The 20,633-nt window shown below is 69.4% G+C and carries 20 protein-coding genes; 18 read left to right on the top strand and 2 right to left on the bottom strand.

The window, feature by feature from the left end; genetic code table 11:
- Positions 1-58 precede the first annotated feature (58 nt).
- From AB0D12_RS33830 to AB0D12_RS33745, 18 genes are all read left to right on the top strand, one after another.
- Positions 59-1,336: a hypothetical protein gene (locus AB0D12_RS33830; RefSeq protein ID WP_362691587.1), complete on the top strand. Its 1,278-nt coding sequence runs from the start codon at positions 59-61 to the stop codon at positions 1,334-1,336.
- 35 nt (positions 1,337-1,371) lie between these two features.
- A complete protein-coding gene (locus AB0D12_RS33825) occupies positions 1,372-2,175 on the top strand; it encodes a hypothetical protein (protein WP_362691584.1) in 804 nt (267 codons plus the stop codon).
- Positions 2,176-2,187: 12 nt separating this feature from the next.
- The gene (locus AB0D12_RS33820) at positions 2,188-3,729 is read left to right on the top strand and encodes a radical SAM protein (RefSeq protein WP_362691581.1); all 1,542 of its coding nucleotides are present in this window, start codon (positions 2,188-2,190) and stop codon (positions 3,727-3,729) included.
- Positions 3,726-4,382 carry a dTMP kinase gene (tmk, locus tag AB0D12_RS33815; protein WP_362691578.1) on the top strand — a complete coding sequence of 219 codons (657 nt, stop codon included), beginning with the start codon at positions 3,726-3,728 and terminating at the stop codon, positions 4,380-4,382. Before AB0D12_RS33820 ends, tmk begins: the two co-directional genes overlap by 4 nt.
- Entirely contained in the window at positions 4,379-4,819 is a 441-nt protein-coding gene (locus AB0D12_RS33810; RefSeq protein WP_362691575.1) for an NUDIX domain-containing protein, read from the top strand. The genes tmk and AB0D12_RS33810 overlap by 4 nt, the downstream gene beginning before the upstream one ends.
- A gap of 211 nt (positions 4,820-5,030) precedes the next feature.
- Positions 5,031-5,354 (top strand): hypothetical protein, encoded by a 324-nt coding sequence (locus AB0D12_RS33805; RefSeq protein ID WP_362691572.1) that lies wholly within the window; start codon positions 5,031-5,033, stop codon positions 5,352-5,354.
- Between the two features lie 819 nt (positions 5,355-6,173).
- Positions 6,174-6,779: a hypothetical protein gene (locus AB0D12_RS33800; protein WP_362691569.1), complete on the top strand. Its 606-nt coding sequence runs from the start codon at positions 6,174-6,176 to the stop codon at positions 6,777-6,779.
- Positions 6,725-7,612, top strand: a complete 888-nt coding sequence (locus AB0D12_RS33795; protein ID WP_362691566.1) for an ATP/GTP-binding protein — start codon at positions 6,725-6,727, stop codon at positions 7,610-7,612. Before AB0D12_RS33800 ends, AB0D12_RS33795 begins: the two co-directional genes overlap by 55 nt.
- A gap of 21 nt (positions 7,613-7,633) precedes the next feature.
- Positions 7,634-8,341, top strand: a complete 708-nt coding sequence (locus AB0D12_RS33790; protein WP_362691563.1) for an SAF domain-containing protein — start codon at positions 7,634-7,636, stop codon at positions 8,339-8,341.
- Positions 8,341-9,168 (top strand): hypothetical protein, encoded by an 828-nt coding sequence (locus AB0D12_RS33785; RefSeq protein WP_362691560.1) that lies wholly within the window; start codon positions 8,341-8,343, stop codon positions 9,166-9,168. Before AB0D12_RS33790 ends, AB0D12_RS33785 begins: the two co-directional genes overlap by 1 nt.
- Complete coding sequence (locus tag AB0D12_RS33780; RefSeq protein WP_362691557.1) at positions 9,158-10,657, top strand: CpaF/VirB11 family protein; 1,500 nt, start codon at positions 9,158-9,160, stop codon at positions 10,655-10,657. Before AB0D12_RS33785 ends, AB0D12_RS33780 begins: the two co-directional genes overlap by 11 nt.
- Complete coding sequence (locus tag AB0D12_RS33775; RefSeq protein ID WP_362691554.1) at positions 10,654-11,604, top strand: type II secretion system F family protein; 951 nt, start codon at positions 10,654-10,656, stop codon at positions 11,602-11,604. Before AB0D12_RS33780 ends, AB0D12_RS33775 begins: the two co-directional genes overlap by 4 nt.
- Complete coding sequence (locus AB0D12_RS33770; RefSeq protein WP_362691551.1) at positions 11,601-12,485, top strand: type II secretion system F family protein; 885 nt, start codon at positions 11,601-11,603, stop codon at positions 12,483-12,485. The genes AB0D12_RS33775 and AB0D12_RS33770 overlap by 4 nt, the downstream gene beginning before the upstream one ends.
- Before the next feature lie 47 nt (positions 12,486-12,532).
- On the top strand, positions 12,533-12,748 hold the full coding sequence (locus AB0D12_RS33765) for a hypothetical protein (protein WP_362691548.1): 216 nt from the start codon (positions 12,533-12,535) through the stop codon (positions 12,746-12,748).
- The gene (locus AB0D12_RS33760) at positions 12,748-13,173 is read left to right on the top strand and encodes a TadE/TadG family type IV pilus assembly protein (RefSeq protein ID WP_362691545.1); all 426 of its coding nucleotides are present in this window, start codon (positions 12,748-12,750) and stop codon (positions 13,171-13,173) included. Before AB0D12_RS33765 ends, AB0D12_RS33760 begins: the two co-directional genes overlap by 1 nt.
- Positions 13,174-13,178: 5 nt before the next feature.
- Positions 13,179-13,631: a TadE/TadG family type IV pilus assembly protein gene (locus AB0D12_RS33755; RefSeq protein ID WP_362691542.1), complete on the top strand. Its 453-nt coding sequence runs from the start codon at positions 13,179-13,181 to the stop codon at positions 13,629-13,631.
- Positions 13,631-14,083, top strand: coding sequence for a Tad domain-containing protein (locus AB0D12_RS33750; RefSeq protein WP_362691539.1), 453 nt, complete (start codon positions 13,631-13,633; stop codon positions 14,081-14,083). The genes AB0D12_RS33755 and AB0D12_RS33750 overlap by 1 nt, the downstream gene beginning before the upstream one ends.
- Positions 14,083-17,514, top strand: coding sequence for a hypothetical protein (locus AB0D12_RS33745; RefSeq protein WP_362691536.1), 3,432 nt, complete (start codon positions 14,083-14,085; stop codon positions 17,512-17,514). Before AB0D12_RS33750 ends, AB0D12_RS33745 begins: the two co-directional genes overlap by 1 nt.
- 32 nt (positions 17,515-17,546) lie before the next feature.
- On the opposite strand, the gene AB0D12_RS33740 is transcribed toward AB0D12_RS33745, so the two are convergent.
- On the bottom strand, positions 17,547-17,987 hold the full coding sequence (locus AB0D12_RS33740) for a hypothetical protein (protein WP_362691533.1): 441 nt from the start codon (positions 17,985-17,987) through the stop codon (positions 17,547-17,549).
- 183 nt (positions 17,988-18,170) lie between these two features.
- Entirely contained in the window at positions 18,171-19,988 is a 1,818-nt protein-coding gene (locus AB0D12_RS33735; protein WP_362691737.1) for a DUF2637 domain-containing protein, read from the bottom strand.
- Positions 19,989-20,633 lie beyond the last annotated feature (645 nt).

Below are 20,633 nucleotides of genomic sequence, written 5' to 3'. Positions count from 1 at the left end.
GCAGGACTGTCGCGCCGTGCCGGAGCCGGGACCGGCCCACCACCCTGTGAGGAACACCGTGAACGCACTATGTCTCCCGGCGTTCGTCCCCGAACTCCTACGACAGGGGACAGACCCGCGCGACGTACCGACCATCGCAGCAAGCGACATCGTCGGCTGGGCCACGCCGTTGGCCAGCGCTGTATTCGGGGCGCTGATGCACAGCGACGGCTGCGCCTCATTCCTCAGCAACGGGCACGCGTACCTGCCGGTCCCCCGCCTCGCGACGGACGAGGCGTCGGTATACGTACGCATCCCTCTTACCCCCGAGGCCGTGCCCTGGCCGGCTGCCCGCACGGCCGTCGTCCTCACCCTTGCCGGCTCGGCGCTCCTGGAACTGCACGCCGAGCAGCAGCCCGGTGAGAACCCGCAGTACGTGCGCCACTTCCCTGTGGAGTCTACTTTCGCCATCCATCCGGGGGCTCTCTGCTTGGTGCAGAGCGAAACCGAGGCCGTCCAGCTCGTGGTGACCGACGGGCTCCCCGCGCCCGTCGGCCGGGTGCTGACCCCTGAGGAGTACCGGCTTGCCGTGGTGAACTTGCGCGCCCGTCTCAGCCGCTTCACCGACAGACAGCCATCTCCCCCCGCTTCAGGCTCGTCATGGCTCGACGACTGGCCCGCTATGAACAGCCCCGACCTGCAGAGCACGTTCGCCCCGGCGACGGAGCTGCTGGAGCGGCTGGTGGCCGATCGAGGCCTCCTCAGCCGCCTGGTGCACGGGATCGAGGACGATCCTGAACGACGGGCCGGGAGCCGAGTCACCCTCCTGCTCGACCGCCTGTGCCTGTACCGGGCGCCGGAGCATGGGTTCGAGGTCCGGCTCAACATGAACCCGCGGCGCGTCAACCAAGAGGTGCCGCACGATCACGGGTACAACTTCGCCACCCGGATCCTCACCGGCGGCTACGTGCACGTCGTTCGCCGCCGCACCGACAGCGGCGAAGGACCGTTCACAGGCAAGGATCTCCTGCCCGCTGTCGTCGCCGTCGAACGGCCCGGCTCCGCCTACACCCTGCGCCACACCGCGGTGCACCAAGCGATCATGCTCCCGGGCACGACCACCCTCTTCGTCCGCGGGCCCCGGCTCAAGACCCGCACGCACGCCGCCGAAGAACTGATGCCCACGCCAGACACCTGGCCGGCGGCCGCCGACGGCGGGCCGGCACAGCAGCACTCGCGCCCCGCGTCCCTCGACGAGTACCGGTCCATGCGCGACCAGCTTGCCCACATGGGCCTCATCGACCCGGCACCAATCAGGCCACTCGTACGAACCCCCGACGCCAGCGCGGCAAGCTAAGGGCGCACGCACCAGCGACGAGGAGAGAGAACACCATGAGCGCAGTCCTGACGATCGACCACCCGGCGTGGGACAAGACAGCCGACGGCTTGCCCGTCCGGGCCGTGAACAGCGGCTCCGGCCTGTGGGTGGCCACTTGGGGACCGAACGAACTCGAGATGCGCTGTGTGTCCGGCAGCGAGGACCACAAGCCGACCATCGTCACCACCCACCCGTCGACACTCCCGGACACTGTGCCCGCCGCCCTGCGCGACGGGCTCCAGACCCTGGGCACGTCTCACCGCATGGCCAACCCGTGGCTGTGGGACGCCATCACCACCGCGATCCTGCGCCAGGTGGTGCGCGCCGATCAGGCCCGCCGTCTGTACCGCACCTGGTGCAGCACCTACGGCACAACCGTCCCGGTCGGCGAGCAAACGCTGGCCGTCGCACCCGACCACCGCACGGTGCTGGAGCTCCCCGACGAGGCGTTCGCCGTGGTGGGCGCCAAGTTCCACCGCACCGCCCTGCAGGCGGCCGCCACCCACTACGAGGAGTACCGCACCCACTGGCGGCGCATGGACGCCGGCGACCTGGTCGATGCGCTGACCAGCATCCCCCGCATCGGGCCGTGGACTGCGGCCGCGGCCGCCGCCGACTACACCGGCGACTTCCACATCTACCCGCACGACGACCTCGCCGTGCGCACCTGGGCCGCGCAGATCGCCCCCGCCTACCCGTGGCCTGACAAGAAGGACCGGGCCTTCGGCCCGCTGTGGACTGGCTGGGCCGCCACCGACCGCACCACCCTGCACACCCTGACTCTCTCCACCCTCACCTGGGGCTCCCATGCCCGATGACCTGGAGGATCTATGCGGCAGTTATCTCTGATCACCGGAGCCGATCCCACCCGCGCACTCGACGCGCTGTTCGTGAACGCGCCCCTGCGGGACTATGACCAGCGGCCGCGCACCAACGACTACACCCTTCCGGTCCTCGGAATGGCCTATATCGCCACTTACGCGCAGCGCGTCGGCGGCTTCAACGTGGGCGTACTCGACGCAGAAGCCCACGGTTTGGGCATCGAGGAAACTGCGGAACTGGTCAACGAAGCCGCGCCCCGGTGGGCGGCGATGAATCTCCTTGCCCCGACGTACGAGATGTCCGCGCGGATCGCCGACAAGCTCGATCCGGGGATCGCTCTGATGGTCGGGGGTCACCACGCCAAGGCCATGCCTGACCGCATCCTGGCCGACCCGCGCATGGCCAACCTGCGGGCCCTGGTCCTCGGCGAGGGAGAACTACGAGTAGCAGCGCTCCTTGAAGACGAGCAGCGCCGACGGGAACTCCCCGGCGTGCTGTGGCGCGATCGTCTCCTCGGCACCCGCGCCGCCGGTATCCCGGCCCCGCGCACGAGCTCGCAGATGCTGGGCCCGGACATCAACGCCCTGCCGTACGTCAACCGCGCCTTCCTGCCCCAGGACCCCTACCGGGCCGCGCCGACCGAGACCGACCGGCGCCTGGCCGCGAGCCGCCGTCTCGATCTGCTGCACACGGCCGCCCGCGAGGGCCACATGGAGGCGAACATCGTCGGCAGCCGCGGCTGCCCCTACAACTGCACCTTCTGCGGGGCCGCGGTGAGCGCTAACCCGGACGTCACCATCCGAGTACGCGAGCCGGAGAACATCATCGGGGAGCTCGACGAGCTGCACGCCGAGTACGGGGTCACCGCATTCAGGTTCGTCGACGATCTGTTCCTGGGCGTGGGGCGCGTGATCGAGGAGCAGATGGCGGCCTTCACCCGACATCGGATCGGCGAACGGTATGTGTGGGACGCCACCGGCCGTATCAACGTCCTCAACCGGCTCGACGACAGCGAACTCGACCGGCTCGTCGCCAACGGACTGCGCGAGGTCGCCCTCGGTATCGAGTCCGGCAGCGACCGCATCCTGCACGCGATGGACAAGCGAATCGACGCCGCGATGACCGAGCGCGTCGCCCGCCGCCTCGTCGCCCACGGCATCGGCGTGAAGGGCTACTTCATCCTCGGCTTTCCCGGCGAGACGCAGGAGGACCTGGACGCGACCGTGCGCCACATCCAAAACCTGTGGGACATCGCAGACCGCCACCCCGGCGATGTGCGGGCCAGCGTCTTCGAGTTTCGGCCCTACCCTGGCACGCCCGTGTGGCAGACGCTCATCGAGGCCGGATACAGCCCGGACGCACTGCTCGCCTACGGCGATGTCGATCTCACCCAGGACGGCGCCCACGAGTCCATGCGCCAGCGCGACGAGTTCAACTTCTCCGTCGGCATCCAATTCGGCGACGTGCCCCTGGAACGAGTGCGGAGCACCCTGGCCACGCTCACCCGTGAACAACACGTGCGGAACCAGGGCCGGGAGGAAGCTGCATGACCCGAGAGCGCGGCGGCTGCTTCGTCTCGATCGACGGACCCAGCGGCATAGGCAAGTCCACCACGGTCAAGGCACTCCACCGCGAGCTCGCCGCTCGGGGCATCCCGTCACGACTGACCGTCGAACCGACCCGCAGCGACCTTGGCCAGTTCACCCGCCAGCACGCTGATCGCATCCACGGGCGTGCGCTCGCATGCCTCGTGGCAGCAACGCGCTATGAACACATCGAGCAGGTGATACAGCCCGCCCTGCGCGCCGGCGATCTCCTCATCAGCGACCGCTACATGCCCTCAACGCTGGTACTCCAGCACCTCGACGGGGTACCGCTGCAGTTCCTGCTCGACATCAACCGCGATGTGCTCATGCCGGATCTGGCCGTGATCCTCACCGCCCAGCCCGGCCTGATCGCCGAACGTCTCGCAGCTCGCGGCATCACCCACCGCTTCCACCTTGACCCCACAGCCCCCAGCCGCGAAGTCGAGCTCTACGCGCAGGCGGCTGCCCACCTAATGAGCAGAGGCGTTGAAGTGCTGTGCCTCGACACCAGTGAGGCCACCCCATCGGAGGTAGTGAGCACAATCGCCGACGCCATCCCTCGCCTGCCGATAGCGTCAGTCGTCCCATCCGACCAGTCGACCCCACAGGAATCATGAGCGGACAACCGGCACAGCCCGTCATCGACACGCATGTCATCCTCCGCGACGGCGACAAGATCCTTTTCTCGCAGCGCGGCGGCCCCTATGGATACGGGCGATGGCACATGCCCTCCGGCAAGCTCGACCAAGGGGAACCGCTCACCGACGGTGCCGCCCGCGAACTGGCCGAGGAGACGGGCGTCACGGTCGACCCTGCCCACCTGCGGCTGGTCCAGGTCGTGCACCACCGCCAGGACGAAGCCGTGGAACGGGTCGGGTTCTTCTTCGAGGCCACCGAATGGCAGGGAGAACCGGTGAACCGGGAACCCGAGAAATGCCAGGCTCTCGCGTGGTTCAGCACCCACGAACTTCCCGAGGACATCATCGAGTACCCGGAGGCCGGCCTGCTCGGCTACCTGCGCGAGACCGGCCCCTTCGCTGAACACGGCTGGTAACCCGCCACCTCGCCCGCACTGCGGTACTGGCTCCGCCCATGCGCCCCGTGGCGTATAGGCGGAGCCTTCCCTATGACCTGGGTGTAACAGATCGCGGCCGTTGACGTTCGGGCAGCGAAGGGGGTTGCGCTTTACGTCAACCCCGCAGCGCTCCGGAGGAACGGTGACTACCGCGACAGCCCCCCTTTTGCCCGAGACCAGCCGCTCTCAGATGCAGGAGAGCCTGTTCTCCTGGCTCGAGCCCGAGACGACGTCCGCGACTCCGGTCGAGACGCCCGAACTTGAGCAGAAGACCGCTCCGCCGCCGGAGCAGCCGACCGCCGAGGAGGCGCCGGACCTCTCCCACGTCTGGATCGTGGCGGCCGAGGTCGAGGTCACCCCGAAGATCGCGAGCGTGGCCGCCTATCGGGGCAGCTTCAAGGCCGCCGAAGGCCTGCGCGTCGACGCGCTCGAGGTCTATTGCAAGGCTGCCGCCGCCCGTACGACGAGGTCAAGGGCCAGGACTGCGCCGCCAAGATCGACAACACGCATTTGATTGGCGGAGACCAGACCAAGCGCGCGAAGCGGAAGGTTCCCACGCCCCCCGTGAACGCGCGGATCTCCCCGGCGGCGACACTAACGCCGCACGCTGTCCATGGTGCGTGGCGTGACTACTCAGCGAACCTCCTGGGCGCTCGCTCGCGAAGCCGCCGGCCTGTTTCCTCACCGCGTTCGGCGCGCTTGGTGTCCTCGTGGCGCTGGGCTCACTCCACTGGGCTGCAGGCCTGTCCGCCGCCATGGGCGGAATCCTTGCCACAGGCCTGCTGATCGCCCCCAAGCCGGACGCACCTCGCCGGGCCGATATCCTCCGCGGGGCCGTCTGCGCCGGCGACTTCGACCTGGACGACCTGGCATGCCATCGGTTCCCGGGCCGGCGCGTCACGCTCGACGGAGACGCGATCACCGTGTGGCCGACTCCTCGCCCGACCGAGCGAGGACTCCCTCTCCGTGACTCCAGGGGCGACATCAGGTCAGGCCGCCCCTCGGCCGGAAGGACCCGACGGCCGAAATCTCGTTCTCGCACACAGGGGAATCACGCGATCCGTACGACCCGGCGGACAACACGGATCGTATGCGGGCGGGAATAGCGAAGACACAGAACTACAAATCGACATTCGGTTACGAAAGTGACCGGATACGTCCCGAGTTATGCGAGTGGTCTCAAATATCGAGTTGGGAACTTGACTGGCATATGCGTAGCCTTGCGGTCACGCAAACGCATTACCGCTGCTCGACCAGGCCGCGGTTCTGTGCCGGCGAATGTCGGACGGCCGGGGCAGCGGCCGCACCGCACCGCGTCGTACGGGGAGACAACGTGACCGCAACACAACCACGCCCTTCACGCATCGGGAGCACCGCTGGTCGCACCCGGAAGCACGCAACCGCCCTGCTCCTCGCAGGCAGTCTGCTGGCGCTGGCCGGCTGCAGCGACAGCGACGCGGACGCCTCACCGCCCAAATCCAGCCCTACCCAAACGGCTGACTCTTCGCCGTCCCCCAGTTCCACAGCCGATGCCGAGGAAGCTGCGGTCCTCGCCGCGTACAACCACTCCTGGGATGCCCAGATCGAGGCCTACGCCAAGGCGTCATCAACGGGGACCGACTTGAAGAAGTACACCACTCTGCGGGCCCTCTCGGACGTCGAGAGCGACCTGGAGGCCATGCGGAAGGCCGGCCAGGTGACGACCGGGAAGCCGGCGATCCACCCGAAGGAGCCCAAGGTCTCCGACGGTCAGATCCCCAAGGCCACCCTCAGGGACTGCGTCGACACAACGAACTGGACCCTGATCGAGAAGGCCTCGAAGAAGAAGGTCCCGCTGCCATCGGAGCGGCTCACCAAATACGTCAGCACAGCAACGCTTGAGAAGTGGGGGACGAAGTGGATGGTCACGGAGTTGACCGCTCAAGATCAAGCCTGCTGACCCGACGCCTCGCCGTACTCACCGGCTCCGTCGTCCTGGCCACGGCAGGCACCGCGCACGCCGACGACGATCCCGATGTCGGTGCGGGCAAATGCCATGTCGTCAAGTTCTGCGTCGGTGTCGGCGTGGACGACGAGACCGACGGGAGCGGCGGGCAGGCGGGCGGCTCGCAGGGCGGCAGTGACAGCAAGCTGGAGTGCAAGCTGACCAAGGTCGTCCCGAAGCCGCCGGCCAACCATCCGGCCTGGAAGGGTGCCGACCCCGAGAAGAACGACCTGTACTTCCGCGCCTGTTCGGACGGCGGTCAGAACAACCCGGACGGCTTCATAGTCGTTCCGCAGGGCCAGCCCGCGCCCCAAGTTGATCCGCAGGAACTCGCGCAACGGGCGGTCGACTCCATGACGCTGCTCGGCCCGGACATCGCCAGCCCGAAGGCGGCCGGGAAGTACACCGTGGGTGTCCCGATGTGGATGTGGGTCAACCAGAGCGCCACGACCTACGGGCCCAACACCGCTTCGGCATCGGCAGACGGGGTGACTGTCACGGCGACTGCGAAGGTGTCGAAGGTCGTGTGGCAGATGGGCGGCGGCGACTCCGTGACGTGCAACGGTCCCGGCACGCCGTACCAGGCGTCCGAAGGCATGTCCCAGTCACCGACCTGCGGACACGTGTACTCCAAGACGTCAGCTGGTTCCCAGAACGGCAAGTACCAGGTGACCGCGACCTCGACGTGGACGATCGACTGGCAGGGCGGCGGAGCGGCCGGCCAGCTCACCGAGGTGCGCCAGACCAACGTGCAGGTGGCGATCGGCGAAGTACAGGTCGTCAGGTAACGCCGCCGGAAGGACAGAACGGTGAGCAAGACCCAAGAACGTGTAGACGCAACCAGCCCGAACGGAGTCCCCCAGCAGGGGCGCGTGGCCGGACCGGTGGCTCCGCCCCGGGTGTCGGCTCGTAGGCGCCGCCCGGGTGTCATCGCGCTGTCGCTGGCGCTGATCGCCGCCGGAGGCACCGGTGTTGCCGTCCTGCTGCTGCAGGTTGGCAACCGCACTGACGTGGTGGCCGTGGTCCGCGACGTCCAGGTCGGCCAGGTCCTCACCGAGGACGACTTGGGCAAGGCCTCGATCGCCCTGGACCCGGCCGTCAAGGCGGTGCGTTCCGACGACCTTGGCTCAGTGGTGGGCAAGCGGGCCGCCGTGGAGCTCAAACCGGGGTCCCTCCTCGCCCCCTCGCAGGTGACGAAGGATTCGCTGGTGAAGGCCGGCGAGCAGTTGGTGCCGATCGGTCTCGAGCCCAAGCAGATTCCGGCCACCGCCCTGGTGCCGGGCCAGAAGGTGGAGCTGGTGCACGTCCCGGCCCAGGGCGCGACGGACACCGGCAAGACGTCCGACGCCGCTCCGCAGACCATCGACGGACGGGTTGTGAAGGCCTCCAGCGCCGCCCCCGGCACCGGAATCGTGGTCGTCGACGTTGCCACATCCGCCACGGACGGCCCCACCGCAGCCGCTTGGGTGGCGGCTGGCACATTGCGCCTGGTCCTCACCGCTCCGGACGGTAACTGATGGCTGTCATCGCGCTGGCAGGCTGCAGTGGCGCGCCCGGTGTGACCACGAGCGCGCTCGCCTTGCTGCTGTCCTGGCCGCTGGAGCCGGGTCGGCGGATGATCCTGGCCGAGTGCGACCCGGACGGCAGCGCTGTACTGCACGGGCTGTTGCAGGGCACACTCGGCGACCGGTACGGGCTGCGGAACCTCTCGGTCGCCGCCCGGCAGGGCGACCTCGGCGACGCCTTCTGGCGTCAGCTGATCGACCTGAGCAGCGAGGAGGGCAAGAGGGAATCGCCGCGCGACCGGTTGCTGCTGCCCGGCATCACCGACCCCGCGCAAGCAGCGAGCCTGGGCTCGGTGTGGAAGGCCCTGGCGCAGATGTTCCGCGGCATCGAGGCCGAACACAGTCATGACGTCCTGATCGACCTCGGCCGACGGGGGGCCTTCGGTCCCTCCGGTGTCCTGGCCGAACAGGCCGACGCTGTGTTCGTGGTGGTGCGCAACACGCTGCGCTGCCTGCAGGCGGCCGAGGGCCGGGTGCGCGCGCTGGAGGAGCGAGTCGGTGACGTCAGCGTGCTGATGATCAACGAGGGTCCCTATCCAGCGGGCGAGGTGCAGCGCGTGCTGCAGGTACCGGTGGTCGCGACCCTTCCGTACGCGCCGAAAGACGCCAGGGTGCTGTCCGACGGCGTGGAACAGCCGCGTCGCTTCACCAAGTCGCCGCTGATGAAGGCCGCCCGGACGAGCAGCGCCCTGGTGGTTCAGCGGGCTGCGATGCGCCGGGCCCGCCTCGATCCGGGCAGCGTGCGCGCCGCAGGTGGCGAGGTGACCCGTGCGCGGTAAGCCCCTGCACACCGATCCCACGGTGGCTCCGCCGCCCGGCCGCCCCCAGCAGGCGTGGCAGCACCAGGTAAACGGCGCCCCCGTCCCAGCCGGTGCTGCGTCGAGTACTCACGTGCTCGGTGCCGCGACACCTCAGGTCACCGTCGACTACAAGGTCGCCCGGAACATCGCAGCCCAGGTGGCCAAGCGGCGCGAGGAGTTGCTGAAGACGACGCCTGATATGGACCGGGCCAGCGAAGAGCAGCGCTGCCTGGACTGGATCAACGAGGCGGTCGCGCTGTGGTCGGACGCCCAGGCGATGGCGCCGCAGGAAGACGAAGCACTGCGGCGTGCCGTCTATGACCTGCTCTTCCGTGCCGGTCGGCTCCAGCCGTACCTGGACGACGAGCGGGTCGAAGACATCATCATCCAGGGCCCGAGCGAGGTGTGGCTCGACTACGGCGACGGTGAACGCCGCATGGTGGGGCCGATCGCGGACTCGGAAGACGAACTGCTGGAGCTGCTGAGGGAGTTGGCCCGGGGGTCCGGACACAACGAGCGCACCATCTCCACGGCGAACCCCACCCTCGCCCTGTCCCTGCAGGACGGCTCCCGCCTGCAGGCCATCACTGGCCTTGGGCCGATGACCTATGCGGTCATCCGCCGCCACCGGGTCTCCCACGCCGACCTGGACGACCTCGTACGGCTGGGCACGATCGACCCGATCCTGCGGCAGTTCCTCGGCGCGTGCGTCCGCGCCGAGAAGAACATCATGATCGCGGGGAAACAGAAGGCGGGGAAAACAACGCTGCTGCGGGCGATGCTCAAGGAGTTCGACCCCGAGACACGGTTTGCCACCATCCAGACCGAGGACGAACTGTTCGCCCACGCCAACGGCTACCACCGCCAGGTCGTCTCCCTGGTCGGGCGCGAGTCCAACGGGGAGAAAGACGTCACCGGCCGCAGTGCCGGCGAGGTCACGCTCCTGGACCTGATGCACCCGGCGCTGCGGATGTCGCTGGAGCGGATCGTGGTCGGCGAGGTCCGCGGACCCGAAGTCGTCGCCATGATGCAGGCGCTGACGAACGGGTCCGGCGGAAACCTGTGCACCATCCACGCCCGCCGCCCGGACATCATCTTCGACCGGATCGCCGAACTGTATGCGCTCGCCCAGGACAACCTGTCCGAGCAGCTCGCCTACCGGCAGACCGCGAACGGCCTGGACTTCATCGTGTACGTCGACATGACGGACGAGACGCAGATCGGCGGCCGCCGTCACCGCTACGTCTCCCACGTCCTGGAGCTCACCGGGATCAGCGAGAACGGCCGTCCCGCCACCAACACCGTCTTCTCCCCCGGAACCGAGTTCGGCGAGCTGCGGGCAGTGCCCCATATGGACCCGGGCTGCATCGACGACCTTCGCCGTGTCGGTTTCGACTCGGCGCTGCTGCAGCAGATCTACGGGGACTGGCAGGCGCCGCTGCCGCTGAAGGTGGGGGTGAGCCGGTGACCCTGTTGTGGGGGCTACTCAGCGGCATGGCCGTCATCGGCGGGCTGATCGGTGTCGTGGCGGGGATCGTGGGCACGACGGCGCCGCGCCGGGCTCCGTTGCGGCAGCGGTGGCGGTCTCTGGGCGCCGGGAAGGACCAGAGTGAGGACGTCCGGCTGCGCCGGCGGACCCTTGCCGTCGCGGCGGTCGTGGTCTTCGCGGGCGTGTGGCTGGTCTCGGGGAACTTCGTGGGCGGCGCGCTGCTCGGCGCGGCCGTCATCGGCGTGCCCTGGCTGATCACGCCAGGGCAGATGGCGCAGGAGCGCATCGGTCAGCTGGAGGCCTTGAGCGAGTGGACCCAGCGGCTGGCCGGCCTGCTCCGGCTGGGCATGGGGCTGGAGCAAGCGATGATGACCAGCCGTCAGGGCGCCCCGGACGAACTTGCCCCGCAGATCATCAACCTGTCCGACCGGCTGCGCCTGGGGTGGCGCCCGGAGCTCGCGCTCCGCACGTTCGCCGAGGAACTGGACGATGTCACCGCGGACAAGGTGGTCGCCGCGCTCATCCTGTCGGTCAACGACCGCGGCCCGGGCCTGGCTCAGGCGCTGGAGGACCTGGCAGGCACGGTCCGCGACGAGGTCGCGAAGAAACGCGCCATCGAAGCGGACCGGGCGAAGCCGCGGACCACGGTGCGGTGGATGACCATCATGACCGTGGGCGTCGTGGTGGCCGGGTTCTTCGTGCCCTCCTACACCAAGCCCTACTCCACGCTCCTGGGACAGCTGGTGCTCGCCTTCCTGACGGCCGGGTTCATCGGGGTGCTCGCCCTGATGCGGCAGCTGGGTTCCTTCCGCCGCATCCCCCGCTTCATGATCACCGACCCGTCCAGCACGGTCCGGCTGCCCGCGCCTGCGGCGGCTACGGACGTGCCGGTCGCCGGTCGTGAGCCGGAAGGAGTCACCTCGTGAACCTGCTTCCCGTCGTCCTGACCGGCGGCACGGTCGGCGCCGGCCTCGCCCTGCTGGTGCGGGAACTGCTGCGCCCCCAGCCCGCGTTGGGGCCAGCCCTCGCCCGTAGCGCCCCTGCCACCTTGACCATGCCCGAGCCGGACCTGGACCGCGAGGAGGTGTGGGGCCGGTGGCTGATGGCCCGCCTCGAGCGCCTGCCCGGCGTTCGGATCCCCACCGCCAACTTGGCACTCCTCGGCCAGGGCCCAGGCCAGTTCATGCTCAAGAAGACGGCGCTCGCCGCTCTCGGCCTGCTCTGCCCGATCATCGCGACAATTCCATGGATCATCGCCGGCATCTCCCTGCCGTTCTACGTGCCCGCCGGGGTCGGACTCCTCATCGCGGGGCTGCTGTTCATCACGCCCGATCTCGCGGTACGCGACCAGGCCAAGCGGGCGCGGGAGGAGTTCGCACACGCCCTGTCGGCCTACCTCGACCTGGTCGCACTCAAGCGGGCCGCCGACGCCGGCCCCTCCGAGGCGCTGGAGAAGGCCGCCGAGGTCGGCACCGGCTGGCCCTTCCTGTATCTGCAGGGCGCGCTGCGCCGCGCACGGCTGGAAAAAATCCCGCCCTATCAGGCACTGACGGAACTTGCCCACGAGTACGAGCTGCCCGTCCTGGACGACGTCGCCGACATCATGCGGGGTTCGGCCACCGACGGCGCCGCCGTCTACAAGGCACTGCGCGCCCGGACCGCCGCCCTCAACGCCGAACTGCTGGCCGACCAGGCCGCGGAGGCCAACACTGCCAGCGAGAAGATGACCGCGCCGGGAGCGCTGCTCGCCGTCCTGGTCATGCTCCTGATGGCATTCCCCGCGGTCATCCGCATGCTCACCGTCTAAGACCACCTCGACTCGCTGAACCGCTGAAGGAGCAAGGAGTACAGATCATGAAGAACACCGCAGCCCGTACCTACCGTGCGGTGCACTGGCTGACCACGCGTCTACAGGAGAGCCTGGAGGAGGCCAGGCGCCGACCGGATCGCGGAGACATCAGCACCACGACCATCATCATCTGGGTCGCCGCCGTCACCGGCGCCGTACTGATCGCCGGGACCATCGCCATCGTGATCGCCAAGTACAACGGCAGGCTCAGCGGGCTGTGATGTCCCCTCCAGAGCGGCTGACGGACCGGTGGCAGAGACGACAATGGCGCGACGACCGCGGTGACACCAGCATCCAGATGGCGATCATCTTCCCGTTCGTACTGCTCGCCACGGCGGCCGTCATCCAGGCCTCCATGTGGTACTACGCACGGCAGATCGCCCTGACCGCTGCCCGCGAAGGCGCCACCGCGGCCCGCGCCTACCAGTCGGGCCCGGCCGATGGTGCAGCCCAGGCACGGGACGTGCTGGCGCGCACCGCGGGCGACAGCCTGCACGGCTACAGCGTCTCCGCCAGCACAAACGGGCAGCGTGTACGGGTACAGGTCTCGGGGACGGCCATGTCGATGATCCCGGGCGTTTCTGGCCTGCAGGTCACCCAGTCGGCGTCCGGCCCGGTGGAGCGCTGGACGGTCCCGGGAGGGTGAACCACGTGCGATACACGGCCCGATGGGCTCGCAGACTCCGCAGCGATGAGGGCAGCGCCGCGATCGAGGCCGCCATCATCCTCCCGTCACTGATCATGTTCCTGTGTCTGGCGATCGCCGGCGGACGCCTCGTCACCTCTGGCGCGAAGATCGACTCTGCGGCCGAGGACGCGGCCAGGGAGGCGTCCATTCACCGCACGGCGGCCGCTGCGCAGGGTGCCGCGCAGTCGGCGGCCGCCGAGTCCCTGAACGACCAGGGCATCACGTGTGCGTCAACCAGCGTCAGCGTCAACACGGGCGGCCTCAGCGTGCCGGTGGGCCAGGTCGGGACAGTCACCGTGACCGTGACCTGCACGGTCAATCTGTCGGACCTGTTGCTGCCAGGCGTGCCAGGGGCCCGGACACTCACCTCCACAGCCACCTCGGTAGTGGATCAGTACAGGCAGCGAGGTGACTGATGATCTTCCGGCAGATGGGCCCCAGCCGGGCACGGTATGACGACCGGGGAGGCGTCACCGTGTTCGTCGCCGTGTGCGTCATCGCGCTGATAGGCATCATCGGCGTCGCGGTAGACGGCGGCAGCAAAATGCGCGCGGTGGAACGAGCCGACTACATCGCCGGCGAGGCCGCCCGGGCAGGCGGGCAGGCCATCGACCCCGCCGAGGCCATCAGCGGCAACGCGATCGTCGTCGATCCGCAGGACGCCCAGGCCGCAGCCCAGGCGTACTTGCGCTCCGCCGGCGCCACCGGCACGGTCACCGTGTCCGGCGACGGCAAGACCCTCAACGTCACCGTCACCAGCACTTACAACACGAAGTTCCTGTCGGTGGTCGGGATCGGATCGTTGTCGGTGACCGGCCGGGGCAAGGCCACCCTCCTGCATGGCGTCACCGCTCCCGAAGGAAACTGATGCGCACCAACCACTCCCCCGCTGCAACGGCCGGCCGCACCCTGGCCCGTGTTCTCAAGGCCGTACTGAGCCTGCTCGTCCTGACCGCCGCGGTCGCCGGGCTGCCGCTGCTGCTGGCCTGGGTCACGCCCGTCATCTGGGCTTCCAGCCACGACGACCTCACGCACCTGCTGGACCGGCAGGACACGGGCGCGGCATTCCTGCTGCTGCTCGTCGCGGTGGGCTGGATCGGGTGGGCACAGTTCACGTTCTGCGCCGTACGCGAGCTGATCGCCCAGCTGCGGGGCCGCAGCTGGCACGCCCCGCGCGGTCTGGGCTCCTCACAACGCGCCGCGGCTCTTCTGATCGGCAGCATCCTCGTGCTGCTGCCCACGAGTTCGGCCCTGGCGTCCGACGCCCAGGCCACACCGGCCACCACCGCGGCCCGCGTCCCCGGCCAGGCCCAGGCCCCGCAGGCCGCCCAGCCAGATCAGGCCCCGACGTCCTCCACGGCGAGCACACCGGCGTCCCGTACGTCGTACACGGTGCGCGAGACGCGGCCCGCCCAGAGCCTGTGGGGCATCGCCGAGCGGGAGTTGGGCAACGGCGAGCGGTGGCGGGAGATCGCCGCCCTGAACGAGGGCCACGTCATGGCCGACGGCCAGGTCTTCAAAGCCAACAGCTTTCTGCAGCCCGGCTGGCAGCTGGAGATGCCCGAGATCTCCGTTGGGGCGGGAGGCGTCCGTACGCAGCTGAGTGACGGCCCTACGGCTTCTGCTGGGCAGAGCGAGCACGTCGTCACGGTCCACTCGGGCGACTACCTGTCGAAGATCGCGGAGGAGGAGCTCGGCGACGGCGACGCGTGGCCGGAGCTGTTCAAGGCCAGCCGGGGCAAGCCGCAGCCGGACAACCTGCCCGCCATCTCCGACCCGGATGTGATCTATGCGGGGCAGCGGGTCACTGTCCCCGGCGCCCAGCCTGACCAGCCGCCCGGGGGCAGTGACCATGGCGATGAGGCGGGCAGCCAAGAGACCACTCCCCCGGCCCCCCAGACCCCCGACGGCGAGCAGAAGCCGGGCGATGACGCGGGAGATGAGCAGGCACCCGCGCCGAGCCATACCGCAGCGCCCGCACCCGAGGCGTCGGCTCCCCGCACACCGACCAGCCGCCCGGCCCAGCAGCCCGGTCAGGAACAGGCCACTCCTTCTGCAACGGCCTCCGGGACGCCCGGGCCCAGCGCCAGCGTCTCCTCCTCTGCCGCCGCCTCCTCCTCCCCCGCCGCAGCGGCGTCAGACCCCCCAGCGTCGGCGTCGGCTGGCAGACCGCTGAACCTGCGCATCGTTCTCGGCGCTGGCGCCCTGCTGGCCGCTGCGGTCACTGGTGCTCTCGCCCTGCGCAGGACGCTGCAGCGCCGCCGCCGCAAGCCCGGAGAGAAGATCGCCATTGCTTCGGAGACATCCACGGCAGAGGCCCAGTTGGCGGCGGCCGCCGAGCCAGGCGGAGCTGCCCGCTTGGACGTGGCCCTACGGACCCTGTCCTCCCACCAGTTGGACCAAGAGGAAGGCGCCACGGGCCTGCCGCCGCTGCGTGCCGCCCGGATCGGTGCCCGCGCGGTGGAGGTGCTGCCCGAGGACCTCGCCCAGGAACCGCAGGCGCCCTTCGTCTCTGGGCAGGGCGGATGGTGGGTCCTGCCCGCCGATGCCGGTCTCCTGGACGAGGAGACCGCCCGCGAGGTGGCGGCACCGTATCCGGGGCTGGTCACGATCGGCAGCACCGAGACGGGTGACCTCCTGCTGCTCAACCTCGCGCAAGTGCCCGCGCTGCTGCTGGACGGCAACCCGGTCCACATCACCGAGGTGTGCACCTCGCTCGCCCTGGAGCTCGGCATGAGCCCGTGGGCGAGCGAAGTCGAGGTCGTCACCGTGGGGTTCGGCGAGGACCTGCCGCAACTGTTGCCCACCGCGCGGATCGCCCACATGCGGCAGGCCGCGCACGCGCTGCGCGATCTGAGCGAACGGCTGCTGGAAGCGCACCAGATGCCCGAAACCCAGCATCAGCCGTATCTGCTGCTGTGCGCGTCCTCTCTGGACGCGGACACGGCCTGGGAGTTCGCGGACGTCATCGACAAGGCCGGGACGGTTCCCGTCACTCTGATCGCCCCGGCGAGTACGGCGGCCGCGCACTTCCCCGAGGCGGAGATCCTCAACGCCTCGCTCAGCACGCCGCAGCATCTCGACGCCGTCGGCGCCGAGATCACGGTTCAGCGTCTCGAGCACGCCTCGTACCTCCAGATCACCACCGCGTTGAGGGTGTCCGCGCAGCCGGCCCACCCGGCTGAGGGCCCGTGGCAGGACGTCCCGGAAGAGCCCGCCAGCATGCACCAGCCCGCGCAGACCGAGCCCCAGGAGCCGGCCGCGCCCGCGACCGATGCGGCCACGAGCCCCTCGGTGACGCCGGCTGCAGACGTGAGCGGCGACGTCTTCCCGGCCCTGCTCGCCGCCACCACCGGCCCGAGCGGACTTCGTCTCCTGCCCACCGCCACACCGACACCTCAGGCCGAAGAGGAACACGAACCGGGCGCCGAGACTCCGGTGGCCCCGGCCGCAGAGGTTCGGCAGGCCAAGGAAACTGACGCCGGACATGCCGCTGAGGAGGGCACGGCGGAGGAGGCGGGGGCGGTTGAGTGCGCGGCGCATGACCTGCACGCGCCGGAGATCCGGGTTCTGGGCCCGGTCGAGGTGACGGGAGTGGACAGCACCGGCCACGGCCCGCGGTTGGCACAGCTTGCCGCTTTGTTGTTTTTCCGGCCCGGGCGGAGTGCGGACGCCGTGTGCTCCGACATGGATCCCGTCAGTCCGTGGGGACTGAGTACCCTCAACGCCCGGATGCAGGGCCTGCGCCGTTCCCTGGGCAGCGATCCCGCCGGCAACCCCTACGTGCCGCGCCGCAGGTCCGGCGAGGACCCCTACCGGCTCTCCCTCGGAGTGCGGTGCGACTGGACCCGCTTCCTTCAGCTCGTCGAACGCGCTCTGCCGCTGGGCCCGGCCGGCCTGACCGATCTGGAGAAGGCGCTCACCCTGGTCCGGGGCAGGCCGTTCGGAGGCACGCCGCTGCCCTGGGCCGAGCCGTACCGGCAGGAGATGATCACGCGGATCATCGACGTGGCGCACACGGTGGCCACCTACCGCACCCCCGCGGGTCCGCACCACGATCTCAGCGCGGCACGCCAGGCCGTCGCGACCGGTCTCGACGTCGACGACACGGCGGAGCTGTTGTACCGGGACTGGCTCCGGATCGAGCATGCGGCCGGGAACCGGCAGGGGCTGCACACCGCCATCACCCGCGTCCAGCAGGTCAACCGGGCGTTGGACTGTTCACTTGAGATGGCAACCGAGCAGCTCATCAACGAGCTCCTAAGCGGCCCGGGCGGGCCAGTGCGCAAGTTCCGGTAGCCGCTGGGTAGTCGGGTTCGCAGCGCGCGCGGCTATCCGCTGTGGGCGACGTCGCGGGCTGCGTAGGCGAGCAGTTCACTGATGGCGGCCTCGTTGGAGGCGGGAGGTCGCGTACGCCACTGCGCCAGCGTCTCCCGAACGGTCTGTGCAACGGCCGTCGCATGCTGGACCAGGTCGTCGTCGAGTGCTGTCACGTCCCCGGCCGCTGTGAGGCCCGTGATGACGATGGGCCCGGCCAGCGGATACAGGGCCATGCCGCGCCAAGCGCTCGCGAGGGCCCACGCGGCCAGGTTCTGCGGGAGCCCGGCCTGTTGGCCCGTGCCGTGGATGTGCAGCACAGCCCGCCGGTGATAGGCGCCCTGATCGACGGCGTCCGGTGTTCCGACGTGTTCCCGGATCGCCGAATGCGCATCAGTCGCGGGGAGATCAAGTTCTGTGACGGTGGCGTCCGGGTCGATGCGCAGTGCTCGCATGGGTCCTCCTCATCGTTCGCGGGGGTGGGGGCTGCGCAGTGCGTTGAGGCTCGACACTCAGGGCTGCGCAATGATCGCCCTGTCTGCGCAATGCCTGGCTGATCAGGGGTTTTGCTGATTGCGCAGACTGCTGGGCCTGACCTGATGGGATGCCCGACGCGCAACCAGTGCGCGGTCGCGGGCTTACTGCTGCGCGTCGGCGTGGTTGCGGGTGAGAGCCTGCCAGCGCCGCTCGAAGTCGTAGGCGTTCTCGGTGATGTAGCCGGGGGTGACGGGCTTGTTGTACTGGGCAGTGATTCCGCGGGCTGCGCACTCCTGCGCAACGGTGTCCGCCGCGGGCTCCTCACTGCGCATCCGGTACTCGGCCCAGACGTTGTAGACGCGGGACGGCAGGAAGTAGCGGCGCAGGTTTGCCGGGCTGACCGGCTTTCCACCACGGCCGTGCATGCCCTTCTCCGCAACGTAAGCGGACAGTTGCTCGGCTGTCGGTTCATCACCGTGCTCGGTCTGGTACTCCATCCACGCCAGGTGGTAACGGTCAACCGTCGTGAGGACACTGCGCTCCCCCGTTGAGCCTTCCGGTCCTGGCGGCGGGCCGTCGATGGCGGCGTCCACCCGAGGGCTGCGCTTCTCCTTCGCGGCCTGCGCACCCGCGCCCGCGGGCACCGCCTCGGGGTCCTCCTGAGCGAGGGGCTCGGCCTGCTCGCCAGGATCGGCAGCTGACTCCTCGGCTGCCGGTCCCCTGCCACCGAACTGGCACTCCTGGAAGCTCGTGACGAAGTCAGCCAAGTCGTCGCCGATGATAGCCCGACCGCCGTCTCCGGTGATCGTGTCCCGCTCGTAGACGAACGCCGCAAGGGCAGCGGCATCGGGGTAGGCGCCGCGCTCCTGCGCGTAAGTGCGCCAGGCGCTGTAGAAGTAGTCGTACCACTGGTCGGTCGGTTGGTCCGCCGGCTGCGGTTCGTCGGAGGCGGCCGGCTCCCCGGCGTGCGCCGCGTAGCGCTCCTGGAGGACCTGGAGGAGGGACTGCACCTGCTCCTCGGAGAGTGGGCCGCCAGCCCCCGTGGTGATGCCGTACGCGTCGCGGAGCCAGAGGGCCCACTGCGTGGCGGTCGGCTCGACCTGGAACTGTGCGATGAACGCCTGATAGGCCTCAGCGAACCGCTCGGCTTCCTCCTCGGCGGATCCTTCCAGCTCACTTGGCCGCTCGGGCACAGCGGCCGGAGCCTGTGCGGTTCGCGTCTCCGGGCTCGCCAGTTCCGCTGTCTGCGGCTCCTGGTCTGGCGTGGCCTCGAGCGCGGAGCTTTCGGGCTGGGCGGGGGCAGGGAGCCGCTCGACGGTGAAGAGGATCGGCGGTTCGTCGATGCCGGCGGCGGCGAGACCGGCAGGCGCGGTCTCCGCGAGCGGGACGCCGTACCGGGCCAGCCGCAGCGGCATCAGGGCTTCGACGGGGGCCTTGCGCCGCCATGCGCGGCCGAAGCGGGAGCGGAGGCTGGCCTGGTAGACCAGGCGCTCCTGTTCGAGCTTGATGACCTGTTCGTAGGAGCGCAGCTCCCAAAGCTTCATCCGGCGCCACAGCAGGAACGTAGGCACGGGGGAGAGCAGCCAGCGGGTGAGCCGGACGCCCTCCATGTGCTTGTCGGCCGTGATGTCGGCGATGCGGCCGATCGCGTGCCGGGCGGCTTCGATCGAGACGACGAACAGCACAGGGATCACGGCGTGCATGCCGACGCCCAGCGGGTCCGGCCATGACGCGGCGCCGTTGAACGCAATAGTGGCCACCGTGAGCAGCCAGGCCGTCTGGCGCAGGAGGGGGAACGGGATGCGGATCCAGGTGAGGAGCAGGTCCAGAGCGAGCAGGACGCAGATGCCGGCGTCGATGCCGATGGGGAACACGTAGGAGAAGTTCCCGAAGCCCTTCTGGAGGGCGAGTTCGCGGACGGCCGCGTACGAGCCCGCGAACCCGATCCCGGCGATGATGACTGCGCCGGTGACGACCATGCCAATGAGGATCCGGTGTGCCCGAGTCAGCACGATCCGGTTCCCCCTGCCCGGTCGGCGTATCTCGCCGCTCCCCGTGCTCACGTCCCACTCCCCTGTCTCGCCTCACAACTGAGCTGTTCTCACACTCCCACGATGCGCGGCGGGTTGTGGCCCTTCGGGATCGGCTCTGGGCGGATCGTCCGCGAAAGCAGTAGGCGCTCCGGGTCCGTGCTGCCCTGCTCACGGACAGCAGTCGGTGCCACCGCAGCGGAACGTAATGACGTCACCCGGGCGCAGACCCTCCGGTACGAAGAGAGGCACCATGTTCCATGGGGTCCTGCGGGAAGCTTTGTTTTCAGCCGGTGCGGCGAGAGTGCATGCCGGGCGCCGCGACGGGGCGGAACCTTGGCTGACGCGGCACTAGCTCGACGGGGTCGTCCCCCTGTTGGGTCAGCTGGGGCGAGGCTGTCGGACTTGTAGAGATCCCGCAGACGGGAGGCGACGGCGTACTCGGCCCGCCCGATGTAGCAGAAAGCCTGGGGCACGGCTTTGTGGGCATGCCGTGCTTAGTGCGTCGTGGCAAAGGGAGTCCCTGTTCGAGAGCAGGGGCTTCTTGGTGTGCAGGGCATGATCGCGGAGGGTTAGGGGCAGGCAGCGGGCGGC

Origin of the sequence: Streptomyces sp. NPDC048479 (assembly GCF_040651435.1) — a bacterium.
GTDB lineage: Bacteria > Actinomycetota > Actinomycetes > Streptomycetales > Streptomycetaceae > Streptomyces.
The sequence above is the reverse complement of the archived record's forward strand: the minus strand, read 5'-3'. Positions and strand labels throughout refer to the sequence as shown.